This is a genomic window from Parvibaculum sedimenti (assembly GCF_009184905.1).
Classification (GTDB): domain Bacteria; phylum Pseudomonadota; class Alphaproteobacteria; order Parvibaculales; family Parvibaculaceae; genus Parvibaculum; species Parvibaculum sedimenti.
On the sequence record NZ_WESC01000009.1, the window covers coordinates 98,857 to 117,349 of the forward strand.

Consider the following 18,493-nt stretch of genomic DNA (forward strand, 5'->3'; position numbering starts at 1 on the left):
CCTGTTGTCGCAATGGCCGGTTCACCGGTAAACTCTCTCCAACAATAACCAAGCAATATGAGAGGGAGACGATGGCCCAGCAGTCGATCGGCCTTACAGGTTTTGGTGGCTACATTCCCAGACTTCGCCTTCAGCGCAAGGCGGTGGCGCAGGCCAACGCATGGATCGCGCCCAATTTCCTCGGCAAGGGGAAGGGCGAGCGCTCCATGGCGAATTGGGATGAGGACGCCGTCACCATGGCGGTCGAAGCCGCCCGCGATCTTCTCGGTCCGGACGATGACCGCTCCCATGTCGACGCACTCTTCTTCGGCTCGACGACCATGCCCTTCAAGGACCGCCTCAATGCCGGCATCATTTCCGCCGCGCTGACGCTGGATGAAACCGTCCGCGCGGTCGACGTTGCCTCGACGCAGCGCGCGGGGACTTCGGCGCTTCTGCAGGCGCTGACCGCCGTGAAGGCGGGCGAGGCGAAGCACGCGCTCGTTCTTGCCGCCGACCATCGCAAGGCCCGCGCCGCCAGCGCGCAGGAGCTCGACTTCGGCGACGGTGCGGCTGCCATTTCTGTCGGCACCGAAAACGTCATCGCAAAATATCTCGGCGGCGCCAGCCTCACGGTCGATTTCGTCGATCACTTCCGTGGTTCCGCGGAAGAGTTCGACTACAACTGGGAAGAGCGCTGGATCCGCGACGAGGGCTACTCAAAGATTGTTCCGCGCGCCGTGAAAGCCGCGCTCGACAATGCTGGCGTCAAGGCGGAAGAGATCAAGCACTTCGTCCTGCCTTGCACTTTCGGCGACAAGTTCGTGCAGCAGCTCGCCAAGAAGTCCGGCATCGCGCCGGAGGCCGCGCGCGACACACTGGCCGCCAATTGCGGCGAGACGGGCGCTGCCCATTCGCTGGTGATGCTCATTCATGCGCTTCAGAAGGACGCGAAGCCCGGCGAGAAGGTGCTGGTGCTGCATTTCGGCGGCGGTTGCGACGCGCTTGTCTTCGAGACGACCGACAAGCTTTCGACCCAGTCGGGCAAGCGCGGCATTGCCGGCTCGCTCGCCAACCGGAAGGAAGAGACGAACTACCTGAAGTTCCTCACCTTCAACGGCTTGATCGAGTGGGAGCAGGGCATGCGTGCCGAGCAGGACAAGAAGACCGCGCTCACCACGCTCTACCGCAACGAAGACATGCTCATGGGTCTCGTCGGCGGCCGCTGCACGGAAACCGGCGTGGTGCAGTTCCCGCGCTCGCGCATTTCGGTCAATCCGAACAACCACACGGTCGACACGCAGGAGCCCTACAAGTTCGCCGAGCGCAAGGCGAAGATACTCTCCTGGTCGGCCGACTTCCTCTCCGCCAGCATGAACCCGCCGAACCATTACGGCATGGTCGTGTTCGATGAAGGCGGGCGCATCATGATGGACTTCACCGATGTCGAGCAGGGTACGGTGGATTCCGGCATGGAAGTGAAGCTCGTCTTCCGCATCAAGGATTTCGACGAAAAGCGCGGCTTCCGGAGGTATTTCTGGAAGGCCGTCCCCATCCTCAAAGAACAGGCGAAATCGCAGGCCGCTGAATAAGCGCAGCCACGAAAATCAAGCCAGAGAAAAACCGGGAAGGAAAACATCATGGCTGCTGGAATTAAGGACAAGGTTGCGATCCTCGGCATGGGCTGCTCGAAGTTCGGCGAGCGTTGGGACGCCGGCCCCGAGGAACTGATGGTCGAGGCTTATCTCGAAGCGATGCAGGACGCAGGCATCGAGCCGACGCAGATCGACGCGGCCTGGTTCTCGACGCATATCGACGAGACGGGCACCGGCAAGGGCGGCACGCCCATGTCGCTGGCGCTGCGTCTGCCGAACATCGCGGTCACGCGCGTCGAAAACTTCTGCGCGGGCGGCTCCGAAGCGCTGCGCGGCGCGGTCTACGCCGTCGCCTCGGGCGCGGCGGATATCGCCATCGCGCTCGGCGTGGAAAAGTTGAAGGATACCGGCTATGGCGGCCTGCCGGTCGGCAATGCCGGCACGCTCATCCCGCAATGGGCGCCGTCGGGCTCCGCGCCGGGCAACTTCGCCCAGCTCGCTTCCGCCTATCGCGCCAAGCACGGCGTCTCCAAGGAAGACCTGAAACGCGCCATTGCCCATGTCTCCGTGAAAAGCCACGCCAACGGCGCGAAGAACCCCAAGGCGCATCTGCGCAACGCCGTGACCGAAGAGCAGGTCATGAACGCCCCGATGATCGCCGAGCCGCTCGGCCTTTTCGACTGCTGCGGCGTGTCGGACGGCGCGGCGGCGGCCATCGTGACGACGCCGGAAATCGCCCGTGCGCTCGGCAAGAAAGACATCGTGACGGTGAAGGCGATGCAGCTCGCCGTCTCGAACGGTCTCGAGTCGCAGCACAACAGCTGGGATGGCAGCTACTTCCACACCGCGCGCATCGCGGCAAAGAAGGCCTATGCCGAAGCCGGAATCCAGCGGCCGCGCGAGGAAGTCAGCATGATGGAAGTGCATGACTGCTTCTCGATCACCGAGCTTGTGACCATGGAAGACCTTTTCATCTCGCCCGAAGGGCATGCTGTGAAGGACGTGATGGACGGCTTCTACGACGCGGACGGCAAGGTGCCTTGCCAGATCGACGGCGGCTTGAAGTGCTTCGGCCACCCGATCGGCGCCTCGGGCCTCCGCATGGCCTATGAGATGTATCTCCAGCTTCAGGGCCGCGCCGGCGAGCGCCAGCTGGCCGCTCCGAAGATCGGCCTGACCCACAATCTCGGCGGCGCGCCCGCCTCGAATGTGTGCTCGGTCACGATCATTGGTGCCCTCGGTGCCTGATCGCGCAAGCATATGCTAGAAAGAAAGGGCCGGAAGCAATTCCGGCCCTTTTTATCTGCGGCCACCTCCGGCGACCAGAGAAGCCTTCATGCTCTTCAATTCCCCGATCTTCCTCTTCGGCTTCTTTCCAGCCACCGCAATCCTCTGCTTCCTCATCCGCGCCTGGATGGGGCGGGAAGCAGCGCTCGGCTTTCTCGTCCTTGCCTCGCTCTTTTTCTACGGCTGGTGGAACCCGATCTATCTGCCGTTGCTGATCGCACTCGCGGTTTTCAACTTTGTGCTGGCACGATTCATCCTTGCCGAGCGGGTGAAGCCGGGGCGCGGCTGGGCGACGGCGCTTGTTGCCTTCGGCGTCACGGTCGACCTCGGGGCACTGGCCTATTTCAAATACACCGACTTTCTGATCCGCACGGCGAACGACGTCGCGGGGAGCGACATTCCGCTTCAGCACATCGTGCTTCCGCTGGCGATTTCCTTCTTCACCTTTCAGAAGATCGCCTATCTGGTCGATGCGGGGCGGGGGCAGGTGGTGAAACACAGCTTCCTCGAATACTGCTTCTTCGTGATGTTCTTCCCGCAACTCATCGCCGGGCCGATCGTCCATCACCACGAGATTTTCACCCAGACCAAGAACGCGCGCGGCTTTGCCTTCGACCGCATGAACGTCGCGATCGGCCTTACCATCTTCTTCATCGGGCTTTTCAAGAAGGTCATGCTCGCCGACAATCTGGCGCCGCTCGCAAGCTCCGTCTTCGCCGATGCGGGAGCAGGGCATGACATTACATTCCTGCGAGCGTGGGAAGGCATGCTCGCCTATACGTTCCAGCTCTATTTCGATTTTTCCGGCTATTCCGACATGGCCATTGGCGCGTCGCGCGTCTTCGGCATCAAGCTGCCGCTCAATTTCCATTCGCCCTATCAGGCGACGAGCATCGTCGACTTCTGGCGCCGCTGGCACATGACCCTGTCGCGCTTCCTGCGCGACTATCTCTATATCGCGCTCGGCGGAAACCGCCGCGGCAAGGCGCGGCGTTATCTCAATCTCTTCCTCACCATGGCCATCGGCGGGCTGTGGCATGGCGCCGCCTGGACCTTCGTCTTCTGGGGTGTCATGCACGGCACCATGCTGATCATCAACCATGGCTGGCGCGCCGTCTGGACGACGCCGATCAACAAATGGTGGTCGCACGGGATCGCCCGAACGATCACATTTCTGGCCGTCGCGCTCGCCTGGGTCTTCTTCCGCGCGCCCAGCCTCGACGCGGCACTTGCGATCTATAAGGGACTCGTCGCCGTAACGCCCTCGATCTCCGCGCATGACCTCGGTGTCGATCTCCTCTGGGCCGTCTTCTGGATGTCGGTCGTCTGGTTCTGGCCGAACACGCAGCAATGGATGGCCATGGTGCGCCCCGCCTTCAATTACTCGCGCGCCGACCGCCACAAGGATCCGTTGCTCGTGCCGCTCGATGACAACCCACGTTGGCGCCGCGCGATCTTCTGGCGGCCTGCCGCGCCCTATGCCGCCGTCGTCGGCATAGGCGCCGCTGCCGCCATTCTCAGCCTTCAGCGTGTCAGTGAATTTCTCTATTTCCAGTTCTGATCGAAAATGAAAATGTCCGCGACCGCCTCAACCTACCTGTTCATGCTGTTCGGAACGCTGGCGTTCTGTTGCGCGCTCGCGTTTGCGTTCAATGCGCTGGTCGATCCGCTCTGGTATTTCGGCGGCAACAAGATCACGCCGGTCAATTTCGCCTTCAACGAGCGCATCTCGAAGCCGAACCTTATCGCGGGGCATGAAGGCAATTACGATTGCGTCATCTTCGGCGATAGCCGCGTCACGCTTTTGCCGGAATACAGGATCGCCGGACATCATTGCTTCAACTTCGCCTTTTCCTCCGGCGCACCGCTCGAATTCGTGGACTATGCCGAATGGCTGAAGGCGAGGGGCTTTTCTCCACGGCTCGTCATCGTCGGCTTGAGCGCCGGCGACTTCCGCTCGCTTCCGCCTGCGCGTAACGTGCCGGACTTCATCAAGGCAAAGGCAGCGCCGGAAAGCCCGTTCCTCGCCTATCTCTCGCTCGACGTTCTCGACATGTCGAAACGTACCCTCTTTGGCAAATCGCCGCTCGACCGGATATACGACCGGGACTTCCATTGCCGTGGCGCCTTCGTCTCCCGGCGCTACGACCCGCGCACACCGATCCGCGACCTGCACACGGGACCTTTCGACAATCGCAAGCCGATTGCTGTTTACGAGAAATTGAAGTCGGTCTTCCCTGAGGCACAATTCGTCGGCTATGCCTCGCCGCTGTCGGCATGGGCCATCGCCGATTACGAACGGATCGGCTGGCTCCCGAGCTACACGAAGGCGTTGCATGATGCGGCGCGGGTCTTCGATCGCTTCACCGACTACAGCATCCCTTCAGCCATGACCATTGACCCGGCCATGACCTATGACGGCACCCATTACACGGAAGTCGCGAACGACGAGATCGCCGCGACGCTGCTCAAGGGCGGGGCGGACGAAGCACTCGATCTGAAGGCAATGACCGAGGACAAAATGCTCGCCGCCTATCGGGCGCAGCTCTCGCGTTACGCGGAAAAGCTCAAACTTGCCACGGAATAGGGCGCGAGGCCGTCAGGCCTCCGAGCCTTCCTCCAGTGCTCGCACATAGCCGGAATAATTCGGCTGGTCGATGGCGAGCTTCGTCAGCGTGATCTTCCATAGATGGTCGACGAGCTCCTCGGACTCGAGGCCGATTTCGCCGCGTTCGATCTCCGCGCAAAGCTCGCGGTTGAGTTCGTCGAGCGAACCATCGCGCTCCAGAAGAAGCTCGAGGCGTCCATGCTCCTCGGCATTCGCCTTGGGTGCGATTTCGAGTTCGCGCTTGACGATGTCGAGCGCATTGGCTGCCACGCGCGCATGGAACGCGGCATGGCCCTGAAGCTGCGGCATGGCATGGTGGCGGATGAAATCCGCGACGATGTCGACAAGCTCAATGGCCGTGGGCTGGTCCTGCATCTCTTCATCCCTTCTTTCGCGGCGCGAGAAGCCGCAGCAGATCGACCTCGGTCTCCGACGAGCGCCGCCCGATCGTCGCCCGTTCCACGGAGCGGTCGCCCGCCTTGAATGCCATTACCATTGTCGTACACATGACACCCCATTTGAGCGTGCCCAGCACCTCCCAGAACTTCACGCGTTCCGGATCGACCTTGCCGCCGCCCGCCGCTTCATAGCCGGCGAACAGGTCCTCGCGCTTGCCAAAGCCGCCGACCGGATTGTCGATATTGCCGAAGCGCCATGAGTTGACGCAGATCCAGCCGAGATCCTCCATCGGATCGCCGATATGGGCCAGCTCCCAGTCGAGAACGGCGCGCACGCCTTCCGGCCCGATCATCAGATTGCCGTGGCGGAAGTCGCCATGCACCAGCGTCATCGCCGTGGCGTCGGGCGGCGCGTTGTCCTTCAGCCAGCGGAAGGCCAGCTCGAAGACCGGGTGAGGGTGATCATGCGTCTTGTAGGTTTTGTAATATTGGTCGATCTCTTCGCTCGCAGGTGAAACGCGGAGCGGCGGTAACGTCGCCTTGTCAATCTTGTGCAGACGCGCCAGCATCTCGCCGCATTGCCGCGCGAGCTTCGGCCGCGCGTCGGCGAATTCGGCGTCACGCAAAATTTTCCGGGCGATGGTCTCGCCCTCAATGCGGTCCATGACAAAGCCATGGCCCACGCCATCATCTTCGGCGAGAACCAGCCGCACGGGCGGCACGGCGACGCCCGCCGCGCCCGCGAGCTGGATGAGCTTCGCCTCGGTTTCGAGCCCCGCCGCCGTGGAACCACGCCCCTCGGTGACGCGAGTGCCGCCCGGCGCGCGGCGCAGGATGAGCGGGATCGGCGCGCCAGCGGTCGTTGCGTCGAAGGCCCATGTCTCCTGGCTCGCGCCGCCCGAAAGCCGCTTCAGATTGGCGATGCCCGTCGCGCCGGAAATACCCCGGCGAACGGCACCCGTCAGTGCATCGGCAAACGGATTTGTCTCAGCGCCCATTTCAGCCCCCGATGCTCACCGGTTTGCCGTCGACGATCTGGTCGAGATATTCCGACAAGCCATAGCCGACCTGGCCGTTGCAGCGATATTCCGTCATGCCCTCGGTGATGCGCGTAACAAGCTCGTTTCCGTCCGCATCCTGACGGCGGTTGCGCAGAGGAATGAGCGAGAGCACTTTCGCGTCAACATCGTAGGTCGCGCCGGACTCGGTCTTGATGTGCGAGCGGAAGCCGGTCTGATACCAGTTCTCGTCCCAGTCGCTGTCGATCGACACTTCGGTGATGAGATCGTATTTTCCGTCCTTCAGCACCATGCCACCCTGCCGCGGCTCGCCTTTCTCGCCGGCGACGATCGATAGCATCATGCCGAAATCGCGGCCGAAGTTCATCGGGCACCAGCGATACCAATGGATCGCCTGCCAGTAGCGCGGCCCCCAGCTCTTGTCGCGCAGACCGAAGCCCGAAACCTCGAAGCGTTCGTCACCGATGACGAAGCTGCCGCTCGCTGCCACATGCTGCTCGTAATGCGCCTTGGCAAAGGACTTCTCGGGGTCGATGTCCAGCGCCGAACCATCTTCCTTCACGGTCTCGCCGCCGAACATCGGCGAAACGCCTTCATAATCGAGTTCGACCTTGCAGGGCAGGATCGGGTTGTTCTTGAAGGCCTTGCCGGGCTCCGCCATGTCGTTTGGCTCCTTCAGCAGGCAGATCTTGCCGTCATAGGTGACGCGCAGCCGCTTGAAGGGCTCGACAACCTGCACACGAAAACCGCCTGCATTCATCTCCTTGTTGTCGGAGATTTTCGGCTTCGCATACATGAAGCCGACGCGTCCGTCCGGCAGATACAGGCAGACCGACACTTCCGCATAGCCCTCGTTCGGCCGGTTGCCGATGCGGAACCAGCCGCCGGTCTTCCGCGCCGGATCGAACATGTTGAAATACATGCTCTCGTTATAGTTCATGGCCGCATCTGGCTGATGCGTGTACTCGTCCTCGGGCGCGAGGCGGATTTTGAAACCTGCCGGAGGCTTCGCCATGGTCGTTCTCCCTGGAATTCTTCCGGGCGAGCGCCTTTGGCGGCCCGCCTCGACTAGTAAATTGTTGTTATGAATCCTGCCACGAACCAAGCATGATAGGAAAAGGAATCCTGACCCGCCGGTGCCGCCCGCCGGGGTCATCCAAGGGGACGCAACGTCAAGGTTGATTGAGCAGGACAAAATGACCGAGCCCCAGAGCACGCAGCCGGAAGCCGACGCCACCGAGGGCGAGCCATCCTTGCTGTTGCCGCCGCGTAAACCCGGAATCATGGCGCGGCTCAGGACCTACTTCTTCACCGGCATTATCGTCGCGGCGCCCATCGGCCTCACGGTCTATATCACCAGCTGGTTCATCGATCTGGTGGACACATGGTTCGTGCCGTTGCTACCTGAGCAATACCAGCCTGATCGTCTTCTGCCGTTCAACATTCCGGGCCTCGGCCTCATCATCGCGCTGGTCGTGCTGACGGCACTCGGTGCGCTTGCGGCCAATTTCTTCGGACAGGCGCTCCTTACGCTGACGGAGCGGGTGGTCGAGCGCATGCCGGTGGTGCGTAGCATCTACAGCGCGTTGAAGCAGATTTTCGAAACGGTGCTTTCGCAGTCGAACACCTCGTTCCGCGAGGTGGCCCTGGTCGAATATCCGCGCCTCGGCAGCTATACGCTGGCCTTCATCACGTCCGGTCCGCGCACCGATCTGCCAGGCCTCGAAGGCCAGGAGATGATCGGCGTCTTTGTGCCGACGACGCCGAACCCGACCGGAGGCTTCTTCCTCTACATGCCGCGCGAGGATGTGCGCGTGCTCGACATGACGGTCGAGGACGGGCTCAAGATGATCGTCTCCTTCGGCATCGTCGAACCGTCGAAGGGCGGCAAGGGCAAACCAAAGCCGACTATCCCGACCTTAAATATCTGATCGCCTCGTCGCGCCCGAAAAGATAGAGCAGCACACGCAGCGCCTTGCCGCGCTCGCTTTCAAGCTCCGGGTCGCGTTCGAGAATGAGTCGCGCGTCGTCATAGGCGGCTGCGAGAAGTTCGCCCTGCCGCTCGACATCGGCAAGTCGAAATGTCGGCAGCCCGCTCTGGCGTGTGCCAAGAAGTTCTCCCGCACCCCGCAGCCGCAGATCTTCCTCTGCGATGCGAAACCCGTCTTCGGTTTCGCGCATGATCTTGATGCGCGCCGCCGCCGTCTCGCCAAGCGGAATCTGATAGAGCAGTAGGCAGCTCGACTTGTCGGCGCCGCGTCCGACGCGGCCGCGCAACTGGTGCAATTGGGCGAGGCCGAAGCGCTCTGCATGCTCGATGACCATCACGGTCGCGCTCGGCACGTTGACGCCCACTTCGATCACGGTCGTGGCCACGAGGATGCGCGTCTCGCCCGCCTGAAAGCGAGCCATCGCAGCATCCTTCTCGGCAGCCTTCATGCGGCCATGTACAAGGCCGACGCGATCTCCGAAGACCTCGCGCAAATGCTTGTAGCGTTCTTCGGCCGCCGTCACGTCGAGTTCTTCGGATTCCTCAACCAGCGGGCAGACCCAATAGACCTGTGCATCAGCAGCGAGAGCACGGTGCAGCCCGTCGACGACGCCATCGAGCCGTTCAAGCGGCAACGCGCGCGTGTCGACCGGCTTGCGCCCCGGCGGCTTCTCGTTGAGACGCGACACATCCATGTCGCCATAGGCCGTCAGCGTCAGCGTGCGCGGAATGGGGGTCGCCGTCATGACGAGAATGTCGGTGGCCGAGCCGCCCTTGGACTGAAGCTGCAACCGCTGATGCACCCCGAAGCGATGCTGCTCGTCCACCACCGCGAGCGCGAGCGCCCTGAAGGCGACATCTTCCTGAAAAAGCGCGTGCGTGCCGACCAGAATGTCGATCTCGCCCGTCGCCAGCGCTTGCAGAATGGCCGCGCGCCGCGCGCCTTTCTCCCGTCCGCTCAACAGTTCGAGGCGTACACCGGCGGCCTCGCAGAGTGGCACGAGCGAGGCGTGGTGCTGGCGCGCCAGGATTTCAGTGGGTGCCATCATCGCTGCCTGAAATCCCGCCTCGACGGCATTGAGCATGGCCAGCAGCGCCACCACCGTCTTGCCGCTGCCGACATCGCCCTGCAGCAGCCGCAACATGCGCCGGTCCGAACCCATGTCGCCTTCGATCTCGGCAAGCGCCTGCGTCTGTGCGCCCGTAAGCGCGAAGGGAAGGGCTGCGAGAACCTTCTTCCGCAAATGTCCGTCGCCTTTCACAACACGCCCCGGCAGCCGACGCATGCGGAGCCGCACCACGCCAAGCGCCAACTGGTTCGCCAGCAATTCATCAAAGGCAAGCCGTGCCCGCGCGGGCGCGTCCGGCTCCAGATCCGCGGCGGATTGCGGATTGTGGGCGGCGATCAGAGATGCGCGCCAGGGGGCAAAGCCGCGCGCCTTGAGCCAAGGTCCGTCCTGCCACTCCGGCAATTCCGGCGCACGCTCCAGCGCCGCACGGATCGCCTTTTGCAGCGGCTTCATGGTGACGCCCGCCGTCAACGGATAAAGTGGTTCGAGCAGCGGCAGCGAGGACAGCTCTTCCGGCGCCACGATATGGTCCGGATGCGTCATCTGCGGCTGGCCCTGATAGAACTCGACCTTGCCGCTGACGACGCGCATCGCACCCTCGGGCAGTGCTTTCTCCAGATAGTCGCCATGCACGTTGAAGAAGATGATCTGCATTTCCCCCGTCTCGTCGTGCACATGCACACGATAGGGAAGCCGCTTCAGGCGCGGCGGCACATGGAGCCCGACCTGAACCTCCATGGTCGCAATCTCGCCATCCCGAACCTCGGCGATCTTCGGCCTGTGTCTGCGATCCACAAGGCCCGTCGGCAGATGCCAGCAGAGATCAACCACCTTGCTCTCGCCAGGCTTCGCGCCGACGAGCTTCGCCACCAGCGTTTCGACGCGCGGGCCGATGCCGGGCAGCGTGCGGGCGGGCGCGAAGAGCGGGAAAAGGACTTCCGGACGCATAACCGCGCTCAGGCCCGCATTTCGGGCCAAAATCGGGCCCGGCAAGCAAAATCGGCATGAAGGGGAGCGAGGCTCCGGAGAGAGTCGGTCATGCGCGCAGTCTATCGCCAATCGGTCGCGGGCGGGAAATATCGCGCCGGGGCTGACAGGGGGCCTTCGCGGGTCTATATCCCTCCCCAAACAGGAAGCACCGAAATGGCCGAAAACCCACCCACCGATCACGACATTCGCCTGCGGCGGCTCAAATTCCGTTCCTGGCACCGGGGCATCAAGGAAATGGACCTGATCCTCGGCCATTTCGCCGACGAAATGCTGGACAGCCTCGCGCCCGCCGACCTGGACGATTACGAGCGCTTGATCGAGATCCAGGACATCACCCTCTACAACTGGATTTCCGGACACGAGAAAGTGCCCGCGGAGTTCGAAACATCCGTCTTCAACCGCATCCGCAGCGCCCAACACCTGAAGACGGCCCTTTGGCAGCAGAACGGCTGAGCGGTACCCACTTGCGAGACCTGACGCGGATTGCGGCCGCTCCCGGCCGGCTGACCCTTGGCGAAACACCGGAAGGCTTCGACGCGCTGGTGCTGGCCGACCTTGCGCGCGCCCGCGCTGAAGGCGACGCGGCGGGCGTGATCCATATCGCGCGGGACGACGCGCGTCTGGCATCGACAGAGGAGGCGCTCGGCTACTTCGCGCCGGATGTCGAGATCATCAGCCTCCCGGCCTGGGACTGCCTGCCTTATGACCGCGTTTCGCCCGCGCCTGAAATCTCCAGCCGCCGCATGGCCGCGCTGTCGCGCCTCGTCAACCGCAAGGTCGAGGGCAAACCCTTCATCCTGCTGACGACCGTGAACGCGGCGCTCCAGCGTGTGCCCGAGCCGGACATGGTGCGACGGTCCGCCTGGTCGGCCCATGTCGGCAACCGCATCGACCTTGAGGCGCTTACCACCTATCTTGCCGCTAACGGCTACGACCGCACGGGCACGGTGCGCGAACGCGGCGAATTCGCCGTGCGCGGCGGCATCGTGGATATTTTCCCGCCAGGTTTCGACGCCCCGATCCGCCTCGACATGTTTGGCGACACGCTGGATTCGGTCAGGAGCTTCGACCCAGAAAGCCAGCGCACGACAGCCACCCTGCACGGCCTCGACCTTGTGCCGGCGAACGAAATCCATCTCGACTCGGAAGTCATCCGCCATTTCCGCGCGGCCTATGTCGCGACCTTCGGCGCGGCGACCGACCGCGATCCGCTCTATGAAGCGGTGAGCGAGGGCCGCAAGCATCAGGGCATGGAGCACTGGCTGCCGCTCTTCCACGACAAGCTCGTCACCATCTTCGAGTACCTGCCTCACGCCCTCGTGGCGCTGGACGGGCTGGCCGAAGAATCAAAGGCTGGCCGCCTCGAACTCATCCGCGATTACTACGAAGCCCGCGTCGCAGCCCGCGAGATCAAGACGGTGGAGGCGAGCATCTACAAGCCGCTGAAGCCGGAAGCGCTCTACCTGACGGAGGACGACTGGCAGGCCGCTCTCGGCGGCCAGCGCTCTGTTCGCTTGTTCACGGCCTTTTCCGCGCCCGACAGCGAGCGCAACGTCGTCAATCTGGGCGGCAGGCAGGGCCGCAACTTCGCGCCGGAGCGAGCGCAGGACGGCGTGAATATCTTCGAGGTTCTGGGCGGACATATCGCCGGGCTCCGCAAGGCCGGCAAACGCATCGCCATCGCGAGCTGGAGCGAGGGCGCGCGGGACCGTCTTTCGCATGTACTCGGCGATCACGGCCTGAAGCATATCGCGCTCGCGGAAAGCTGGGTTGATGTAAACGCTGTTAACAAGGCGACGGTTTCACTAATTGTTCTCGGCCTCGAGGCCGGTTTCGAGACGAACGACCTCGCGGTCATCAGCGAACAGGACGTTCTGGGCGACCGTCTGATCCGTCAGCGCCGCAAGAAGCGCGCGGAAAACTTCCTGCGCGAAGCATCGAGCCTTTCGCCGGGCGATCTCGTCGTCCATGTCGATCACGGTATCGGCCGCTTCGAGGGACTTCAGACCATCGAGGTCAATGGCGCGCCGCATGATTGCCTGCTGCTGATCTATCACGGTGGCGACAAGCTCTATCTGCCGGTCGAAAATATCGAACTTCTCTCGCGCTATGGCTCCGACGAGGCAAGCGCGCAGCTCGACAGGCTCGGCGGCACGGGCTGGCAGGCGCGCAAGGCAAAGCTCAAGAGCCGCATCCGCGAGATGGCGGGCGAGCTCATCAAGATCGCCGCCGCGCGCGAACTGAAGACCGCGCCTGTCATGGAGCCGCAGCCCGGCCTTTACGACGAGTTCTGCGCACGCTTCCCGTTCCAGGAAACGGAAGATCAGGAGCAGGCGATCGAAGCCGTGCTCGAGGACCTCGCGCGGGGCCGTCCGATGGACCGGCTCGTCTGCGGCGATGTCGGCTTCGGCAAGACGGAAGTGGCGCTGCGCACAGCCTTCGTCGCCGCCATGGCGGGCTATCAGGTTGCCGTCGTCGTACCCACGACGCTGCTCGCCCGGCAGCATTACAAGACCTTCTCCACGCGCTTTCAGGGCTTGCCGCTCAAGATCCGCCAGATGTCGCGCCTCGTTTCCACGAAAGACATGTCGGAGACGAAGGCCGGGCTTGCCAGCGGAGATATCGACATCGTCGTCGGCACCCATGCGCTGCTCGGCAAGGCGATCAAGTTCAAGAACCTCGGCCTGATGATCGTGGACGAGGAGCAACATTTCGGCGTCGGCCACAAGGAACGGCTGAAGCAGATGCGCGCCGAAGTGCATGTGCTGACGCTGACTGCCACGCCGATCCCGCGCACGCTGCAGCTTGCGCTCTCGGGCGTCCGCGAACTTTCGATCATTGCGACGCCGCCTGTCGACCGTCTCGCCGTGCGCACCTATGTCTCGCCCTTCGATCCGGTCGTCATTCGCGAGGCGCTGCTGCGCGAGCATTATCGCGGCGGCCAGAGCTTCTACGTCGTCCCCCGTATCACCGATCTTGCCGACGCTCAGGAATATCTCGCCAATTACGTGCCGGAGGTGAAGACCATCACCGCGCATGGCCAGATGGCGGCAGGCGAAATCGAAGACAAGATGAACGCCTTCTATGACGGCAAGTATGACGTGCTGGTCTCGACCACCATCGTCGAATCCGGCCTCGACATTCCGACCGCGAACACGCTCGTCGTCCACCGCGCCGACATGTTCGGCCTCGCTCAGCTCTATCAGATCCGTGGTCGCGTCGGCCGCTCCAAGGCGCGCGCCTATGCCTATCTCACGGTCGCCCCGAACCGGACCATGACGCCCGCCGCCGAAAAGCGCCTGCGTGTGCTGCAATCGCTGGACTCGCTCGGCGCGGGTTTCACACTCGCAAGTCACGATCTCGATATTCGCGGCGCGGGTAATCTGCTCGGCGACGAACAGTCCGGCCACATCAAGGAGGTCGGCTACGAACTCTATCAGGAGATGCTGGAAGAGGCGGTCGCAGCGCTGCGCGGCGGTGGGGCAGGCGAGGACGAGGAAGGGCACTGGTCACCGCAGATCAATGTCGGCACGCCGGTCCTCATTCCCGAAAGCTATGTGCCCGACCTCGACGCACGCATGGCGCTTTATCGTCGTCTCTCGGATGTCGAGACACGCTCCGAGATCGACGGCTTCGCGGCGGAGCTCATCGACCGTTTCGGCAAGCTGCCAGAGGAAGTCGAATTCCTGCTCAAGATCGTGGAGATCAAGGGCCTTTGCCGCATCGCCAATGTCGAGCGCATTGAGGCGGGCCCGAAGGGCATCGTCATGTCGCTACGCGACAACACGTTCCCGAATCCGGCGGCGCTCGTTGAACTCATCAACGACGAGCGGGGCAACGCCAAGCTGCGTCCCGATCACAAGCTCGTGTTCAAGCGCGATTGGGAGACGCCCGCCGAACGCCTTGCGGGCACCTATCGCCTGATGCGGACGCTGGCCGGCATGGTGCCTGCGAAGGCCGCCTGACCGCTCACGCAAACGCGATTTGTCGTGATGGGCCCGGGGCTGCGATACTCCACGCAAAGGAGCATCGCGCCATGCTGATCGGAAAAAAGCCAGACATCGCTTCTTCGGAAATCACCCCGAAATCGCTATGGCTCGATCGGCGCCGCTTCATCACAGGCGCCGCAGCACTTGGCATCGGCGTCGCCCTTCCGCGTGAGGCCGCGAACGCCGGCACGCTGAAATTCACAAAAAGTCCGCTCTCGACCAAGGGCGAGGAACTCACTTCGCTGAAGGACGTGACCGGCTACAACAACTTCTACGAGTTCGGCACCGACAAGAGCGATCCCGCAGCATATGCGGGCGCTATGAAGACGCGGCCATGGACCGTCGAGATTTCAGGCGAAGTGAGGAAGCCCGTAACACTCGACATTGAGGACATCCTGAAGATCGCACCGATAGAGGAACGCATCTATCGCCACCGCTGCGTTGAAGCCTGGTCCATGGTGGTGCCGTGGAACGGCTTCTCGCTGTCGGCGCTCATCAATCGCGTCGAGCCCACGTCGAAGGCGAAGTTCGTGGAGTTCACCAGCCTCGCCGACAGCAAGACCATGCCCGGCCTTCTCCTTCCCTATCTAGACTGGCCCTACCGCGAAGGCCTGCGCATGGACGAAGCCATGCATCCGCTGACAACGCTCGTCGTCGGTCTTTATGGCGAGACGCTGAAGAACCAGAACGGCGCGCCGCTACGGCTGGTCGTGCCGTGGAAATATGGCTTCAAGGGCGCGAAGTCGATCGTCCGCATACGCTTCCTTGAAAGGCAACCTGCCACTGCCTGGAACACGGCCAACCCGAGCGAATTTGGCTTCTACTCGAACGTCAATCCGGAGGTCGATCACCCGCGCTGGACGCAGGCAAAGGAACGGCGCATCGGCGACTTCTTCCGCCGTCCGACGCTGATGTTCAACGGCTATGGCGAGCAGGTGGCAAGCCTCTACCGAGGCATGGACCTCAAGACATTCTTTTGATCATGACCGAGAAAAACCGCCGCATCCTCTGGCTCGCCGTTTTCATCGGCTGCATGCTACCCGCCGCCGATCTTTTGCGGCGTCTCTTCACGGGCGATCTTGGCGCAGATCCCGTCGAAACGCTGATCCGCGCCACCGGCGACTGGACGATCAAACTGCTCGTCGCAGGGCTTTTGCTCACACCGCTCACGCGCATTCTGCGGAACCCGCTGCCTGTCCGTTTCCGCCGCATGATTGGGCTCTACGCCTTCTTCTATGTCTGCATCCACTTGACCCTTTATCTTGCTGTGGATCAGGGGCTGGATATTCATGCCATCGTGAAGGATGTGCTGAAGCGGCCCTACATCACCTTCGGCATGATGGCATTTCTGCTGCTGGTTCCGCTCGCCATCACGTCGACCAGGAAAATGGTCGCGCGGCTCGGGCCAAAACGATGGCGACAACTTCACCGCGCCGTCTATGTCGCGGCGAGCTTCGGCGCCGTCCATTACTATTTGCTTGTGAAGCTCGACATCACCTGGCCGTTGATCTACGGCGCGATCCTCACGACCGCGCTAGGCTGGCGCATGTGGCAGGCGATGCCGTTGCACAAAACATTACGTGCCGGCGCGTAACTACTCCGCTGCGCCTTCCGTCTCCTGCGCGAGCAACTTGTCGAACATGCGGATGAGGGCAGGGGTTTCCTGGGCACCGACCATCAGCCATTTGGAATTGATGACGAAGCTCGGCACACCCTGGATGCCCATCTCGCGCGCCATCGACTCTTCGCGCACAACAAGCTCGCGGTCGGCCCCGCGCGCCAGAAGATCGCCCACGATGTCCGTGTCCATGCCAACCTCGGCTGCGGCGTCGAGCAGAACATCGCGATTGCCGATATCTTCCGCGTCCGTGAAGTAGCGCCGGAAAAGCACGTCGACCATTTCATTCTGGCAGCCCGCCGTGCCTGCCCAACGGATCAGGCGGTGGCTGTCGAGCGTATTGGGCGATTTTTCGATCTTGTCGAAGTTGAAGGCGATGCCGAGCGCCTCGCCATATTCGCGGATCGTATTGCCAATCGACCGGACGCGTTCGGGGTCGGCGCCGAACTTCTTCTGCATATAGGCCTTGCGATCGACGCCACCTTCCGGGATCGAGGCGTCGAGCTGGAAGGGCCTCCAACGCAGCGTAATCCCCTCGGAACCTCGGATTGCCAGCGCCTCGTCGAGCCGCTTCTTGCCGATGTAGCACCAGGGGCAGACCGTATCGGAAACGACATCAAGTTCCATGGGACCCATCCTCCAGATTTCGTTTGCCCGATTATGCCCCGCGCCCATGTCATGGCAAGCGGCGCGGGTGGCTTGACCCGACGCAATCGGCCCCTAGGATGCGCTCCAACCAGAAACTGCTGCATTCGGGCAACGGAAACGCACCATGAGCGACGACATCACTCTCCCGTCCTTCGACCTGACCGGCAAGACCGCCATCGTGACCGGCGCGACCAGCGGCCTCGGCCGCCGCTTCGCGCTCGTCCTGGCGAAGGCGGGCGCCGCCGTCGCCATTACGGGGCGTCGCGTTGACCGCCTGCAAACTCTGAAAGGAGAGATCGAGGCTCTCGGCGGCCGCGCGCTTGCCGTCGCCCTCGACGTCACTGATCCGGCGAGCATCAGGCAATGCGTCGAGACGACGGAGCGCGATCTCGGCGCCGTGGACATTCTCCTCAACAATGCGGGCATGAATGTGCAGGCGCTTCCCGCCGAGGTGACGCCCGAGGGCTTCGACACCATGTTCGACACGAATGTACGCGGCGCCTTTTTTATGGCGCAGGCCGTTGGCCTGCGGATGATGGAACGCGGCGCGGGCGGCCGGATCATCAACATCGCCTCCATCGGCGCTTTCACGCAGCTTCCGGGCCTCACCATCTACTGCATGACCAAGGCGGCCGTCGCCATGATGACGAAGTCGCTCGCCAAGGAATGGGCGCGCAAGAACATCAACGTCAACGCCATGTGCCCCGGCTTCATCGAGACGGAACTGAACTCCGAATGGTTTCAGAGCGACGGCGGGCAGAAGCAGATCAAGACCTTTCCGCGCCGCCGCCTCGGCGTCGAGTCCGACCTCGACGGCACGCTTCTGCTGCTCGCCTCGGACCATTCGCGCTTCATCACCGGCTCGCTTTTTACTGCCGATGACGGCCAGTCGCTCTGAACAGTTGACGAAGGTTTTGCTGCCCCATCGTGAATAAAGCCGCAAGTTGTCTCGTTATGGGACATTGTAGAGTTTTAAGTAATGCACCGGACTTGTCATTTCTCTACTTGCTACGCAAAGTAGCGACACCAAAGGCCATTTGGCTGGAGTGTGAGTGAATGACAAATTTCGTGATCGGGGCGATAGTCGGCTTTCTGCTTTGCGTCTGGGCCATCGGTGCCACGCCGAGCTCTGCCGTAGCATCGCTTTGGACCAAGCTCGGGCAGGTTCAGGAAATGAGCGCCGCGGCGGATCAGGCTTACGAGGCGGTTCATTCGTACACGACGCAACGTACCTCCGCGCCGGCGGTCGGTCCGGATACGCAACACGGGCCGGCACCGCTCGAAGTAGATACTTATCGCTGA

The 18,493-nt window shown here is 62.6% G+C and carries 16 protein-coding genes; 11 read left to right on the top strand and 5 right to left on the bottom strand.

Annotated elements, in window-relative coordinates:
- Positions 1 to 71: 71 nt before the first annotated feature.
- The 4 genes from F2P47_RS11355 (at position 72) to F2P47_RS11370 (ending at position 5,448) form a co-directional block, all read left to right on the top strand.
- Complete coding sequence (locus F2P47_RS11355) at positions 72 to 1,571, top strand: hydroxymethylglutaryl-CoA synthase family protein (protein WP_152216477.1); 1,500 nt, start codon at positions 72 to 74, stop codon at positions 1,569 to 1,571.
- Between the two features lie 48 nt (positions 1,572 to 1,619).
- The gene (locus F2P47_RS11360) at positions 1,620 to 2,822 is read left to right on the top strand and encodes an acetyl-CoA acetyltransferase (RefSeq protein ID WP_152216478.1); all 1,203 of its coding nucleotides are present in this window, start codon (positions 1,620 to 1,622) and stop codon (positions 2,820 to 2,822) included.
- An 88-nt stretch (positions 2,823 to 2,910) separates the two neighbouring features.
- A complete protein-coding gene (locus F2P47_RS11365; protein WP_152216479.1) occupies positions 2,911 to 4,422 on the top strand; it encodes an MBOAT family O-acyltransferase in 1,512 nt (503 codons plus the stop codon).
- A 12-nt stretch (positions 4,423 to 4,434) separates the two neighbouring features.
- Positions 4,435 to 5,448 carry a hypothetical protein gene (locus F2P47_RS11370; protein ID WP_152216480.1) on the top strand — a complete coding sequence of 338 codons (1,014 nt, stop codon included), beginning with the start codon at positions 4,435 to 4,437 and terminating at the stop codon, positions 5,446 to 5,448.
- 12 nt (positions 5,449 to 5,460) lie between these two features.
- Here the strand turns inward: F2P47_RS11370 and F2P47_RS11375 are convergent, their stop codons facing one another.
- Genes F2P47_RS11375 through F2P47_RS11385 form a run of 3 tightly spaced genes read right to left on the bottom strand, consistent with a single transcriptional unit; the run spans position 5,461 to position 7,901 of the window.
- Complete coding sequence (locus tag F2P47_RS11375; protein ID WP_152216481.1) at positions 5,461 to 5,844, bottom strand: DUF6285 domain-containing protein; 384 nt, start codon at positions 5,842 to 5,844, stop codon at positions 5,461 to 5,463.
- 4 nt (positions 5,845 to 5,848) lie between these two features.
- Positions 5,849 to 6,865 (bottom strand): phosphotransferase family protein, encoded by a 1,017-nt coding sequence (locus F2P47_RS11380; protein WP_185681078.1) that lies wholly within the window; start codon positions 6,863 to 6,865, stop codon positions 5,849 to 5,851.
- A 1-nt stretch (position 6,866) separates the two neighbouring features.
- On the bottom strand, positions 6,867 to 7,901 hold the full coding sequence (locus F2P47_RS11385; RefSeq protein ID WP_152216482.1) for a DUF7064 domain-containing protein: 1,035 nt from the start codon (positions 7,899 to 7,901) through the stop codon (positions 6,867 to 6,869).
- Positions 7,902 to 8,082: 181 nt separating this feature from the next.
- On the opposite strand from F2P47_RS11385, the gene F2P47_RS11390 reads away from it, so the two are divergent.
- Entirely contained in the window at positions 8,083 to 8,817 is a 735-nt protein-coding gene (locus tag F2P47_RS11390; protein ID WP_152216483.1) for a DUF502 domain-containing protein, read from the top strand.
- On the opposite strand, the gene recG is transcribed toward F2P47_RS11390, so the two are convergent.
- Positions 8,795 to 10,894 carry an ATP-dependent DNA helicase RecG gene (gene recG / locus F2P47_RS11395; protein WP_152216484.1) on the bottom strand — a complete coding sequence of 700 codons (2,100 nt, stop codon included), beginning with the start codon at positions 10,892 to 10,894 and terminating at the stop codon, positions 8,795 to 8,797. The two genes, F2P47_RS11390 and recG, sit on opposite strands and share 23 nt — an antisense overlap.
- A 90-nt stretch (positions 10,895 to 10,984) precedes the next feature.
- Here recG and F2P47_RS11400 point away from each other — a divergent pair, with 90 nt between their 5' ends.
- From F2P47_RS11400 to F2P47_RS11415, 4 genes are all read left to right on the top strand, one after another.
- Entirely contained in the window at positions 10,985 to 11,389 is a 405-nt protein-coding gene (locus F2P47_RS11400) for an FAD assembly factor SdhE (RefSeq protein ID WP_246176854.1), read from the top strand.
- A complete protein-coding gene (gene mfd, locus F2P47_RS11405; protein WP_425500038.1) occupies positions 11,386 to 14,901 on the top strand; it encodes a transcription-repair coupling factor in 3,516 nt (1,171 codons plus the stop codon). The genes F2P47_RS11400 and mfd overlap by 4 nt, the downstream gene beginning before the upstream one ends.
- 71 nt (positions 14,902 to 14,972) lie before the next feature.
- Positions 14,973 to 15,905, top strand: a complete 933-nt coding sequence (msrP, locus tag F2P47_RS11410) for a protein-methionine-sulfoxide reductase catalytic subunit MsrP (protein ID WP_152216486.1) — start codon at positions 14,973 to 14,975, stop codon at positions 15,903 to 15,905.
- Between the two features lie 2 nt (positions 15,906 to 15,907).
- A complete protein-coding gene (locus F2P47_RS11415) occupies positions 15,908 to 16,519 on the top strand; it encodes a protein-methionine-sulfoxide reductase heme-binding subunit MsrQ (RefSeq protein ID WP_152216487.1) in 612 nt (203 codons plus the stop codon).
- Here F2P47_RS11415 and F2P47_RS11420 read toward each other — a convergent pair whose 3' ends face one another.
- Entirely contained in the window at positions 16,520 to 17,170 is a 651-nt protein-coding gene (locus tag F2P47_RS11420) for a DsbA family oxidoreductase (protein WP_204886646.1), read from the bottom strand.
- Positions 17,171 to 17,315: 145 nt separating this feature from the next.
- On the opposite strand from F2P47_RS11420, the gene F2P47_RS11425 reads away from it, so the two are divergent.
- Together F2P47_RS11425 and F2P47_RS11430 are read left to right on the top strand one after the other, a co-directional pair.
- A complete protein-coding gene (locus tag F2P47_RS11425) occupies positions 17,316 to 18,089 on the top strand; it encodes a glucose 1-dehydrogenase (RefSeq protein WP_152216489.1) in 774 nt (257 codons plus the stop codon).
- A 158-nt stretch (positions 18,090 to 18,247) separates the two neighbouring features.
- Positions 18,248 to 18,493 (top strand): hypothetical protein, encoded by a 246-nt coding sequence (locus F2P47_RS11430; protein WP_152216490.1) that lies wholly within the window; start codon positions 18,248 to 18,250, stop codon positions 18,491 to 18,493.

Bases quoted from the DNA above. Each gene is read 5' to 3' on its own strand.
- F2P47_RS11355 (WP_152216477.1), top strand. From the start codon at position 72: ATGGCCCAGCAGTCGATCGGCCTTACAGGTTTTGGTGGCTACATTCCC.
- F2P47_RS11360 (WP_152216478.1), top strand. From the start codon at position 1,620: ATGGCTGCTGGAATTAAGGACAAGGTTGCGATCCTCGGCATGGGCTGC.
- F2P47_RS11365 (WP_152216479.1), top strand. From the start codon at position 2,911: ATGCTCTTCAATTCCCCGATCTTCCTCTTCGGCTTCTTTCCAGCCACC.
- F2P47_RS11370 (WP_152216480.1), top strand. From the start codon at position 4,435: ATGTCCGCGACCGCCTCAACCTACCTGTTCATGCTGTTCGGAACGCTG.
- F2P47_RS11375 (WP_152216481.1), bottom strand. From the start codon at position 5,844: ATGCAGGACCAGCCCACGGCCATTGAGCTTGTCGACATCGTCGCGGAT.
- F2P47_RS11380 (WP_185681078.1), bottom strand. From the start codon at position 6,865: ATGGGCGCTGAGACAAATCCGTTTGCCGATGCACTGACGGGTGCCGTT.
- F2P47_RS11385 (WP_152216482.1), bottom strand. From the start codon at position 7,901: ATGGCGAAGCCTCCGGCAGGTTTCAAAATCCGCCTCGCGCCCGAGGAC.
- F2P47_RS11390 (WP_152216483.1), top strand. From the start codon at position 8,083: ATGACCGAGCCCCAGAGCACGCAGCCGGAAGCCGACGCCACCGAGGGC.
- recG (WP_152216484.1), bottom strand. From the start codon at position 10,894: ATGCGTCCGGAAGTCCTTTTCCCGCTCTTCGCGCCCGCCCGCACGCTG.
- F2P47_RS11400 (WP_246176854.1), top strand. From the start codon at position 10,985: ATGCGCGCAGTCTATCGCCAATCGGTCGCGGGCGGGAAATATCGCGCC.
- msrP (WP_152216486.1), top strand. From the start codon at position 14,973: ATGCTGATCGGAAAAAAGCCAGACATCGCTTCTTCGGAAATCACCCCG.
- F2P47_RS11415 (WP_152216487.1), top strand. From the start codon at position 15,908: ATGACCGAGAAAAACCGCCGCATCCTCTGGCTCGCCGTTTTCATCGGC.
- F2P47_RS11420 (WP_204886646.1), bottom strand. From the start codon at position 17,170: ATGGAACTTGATGTCGTTTCCGATACGGTCTGCCCCTGGTGCTACATC.
- F2P47_RS11425 (WP_152216489.1), top strand. From the start codon at position 17,316: ATGAGCGACGACATCACTCTCCCGTCCTTCGACCTGACCGGCAAGACC.
- F2P47_RS11430 (WP_152216490.1), top strand. From the start codon at position 18,248: ATGACAAATTTCGTGATCGGGGCGATAGTCGGCTTTCTGCTTTGCGTC.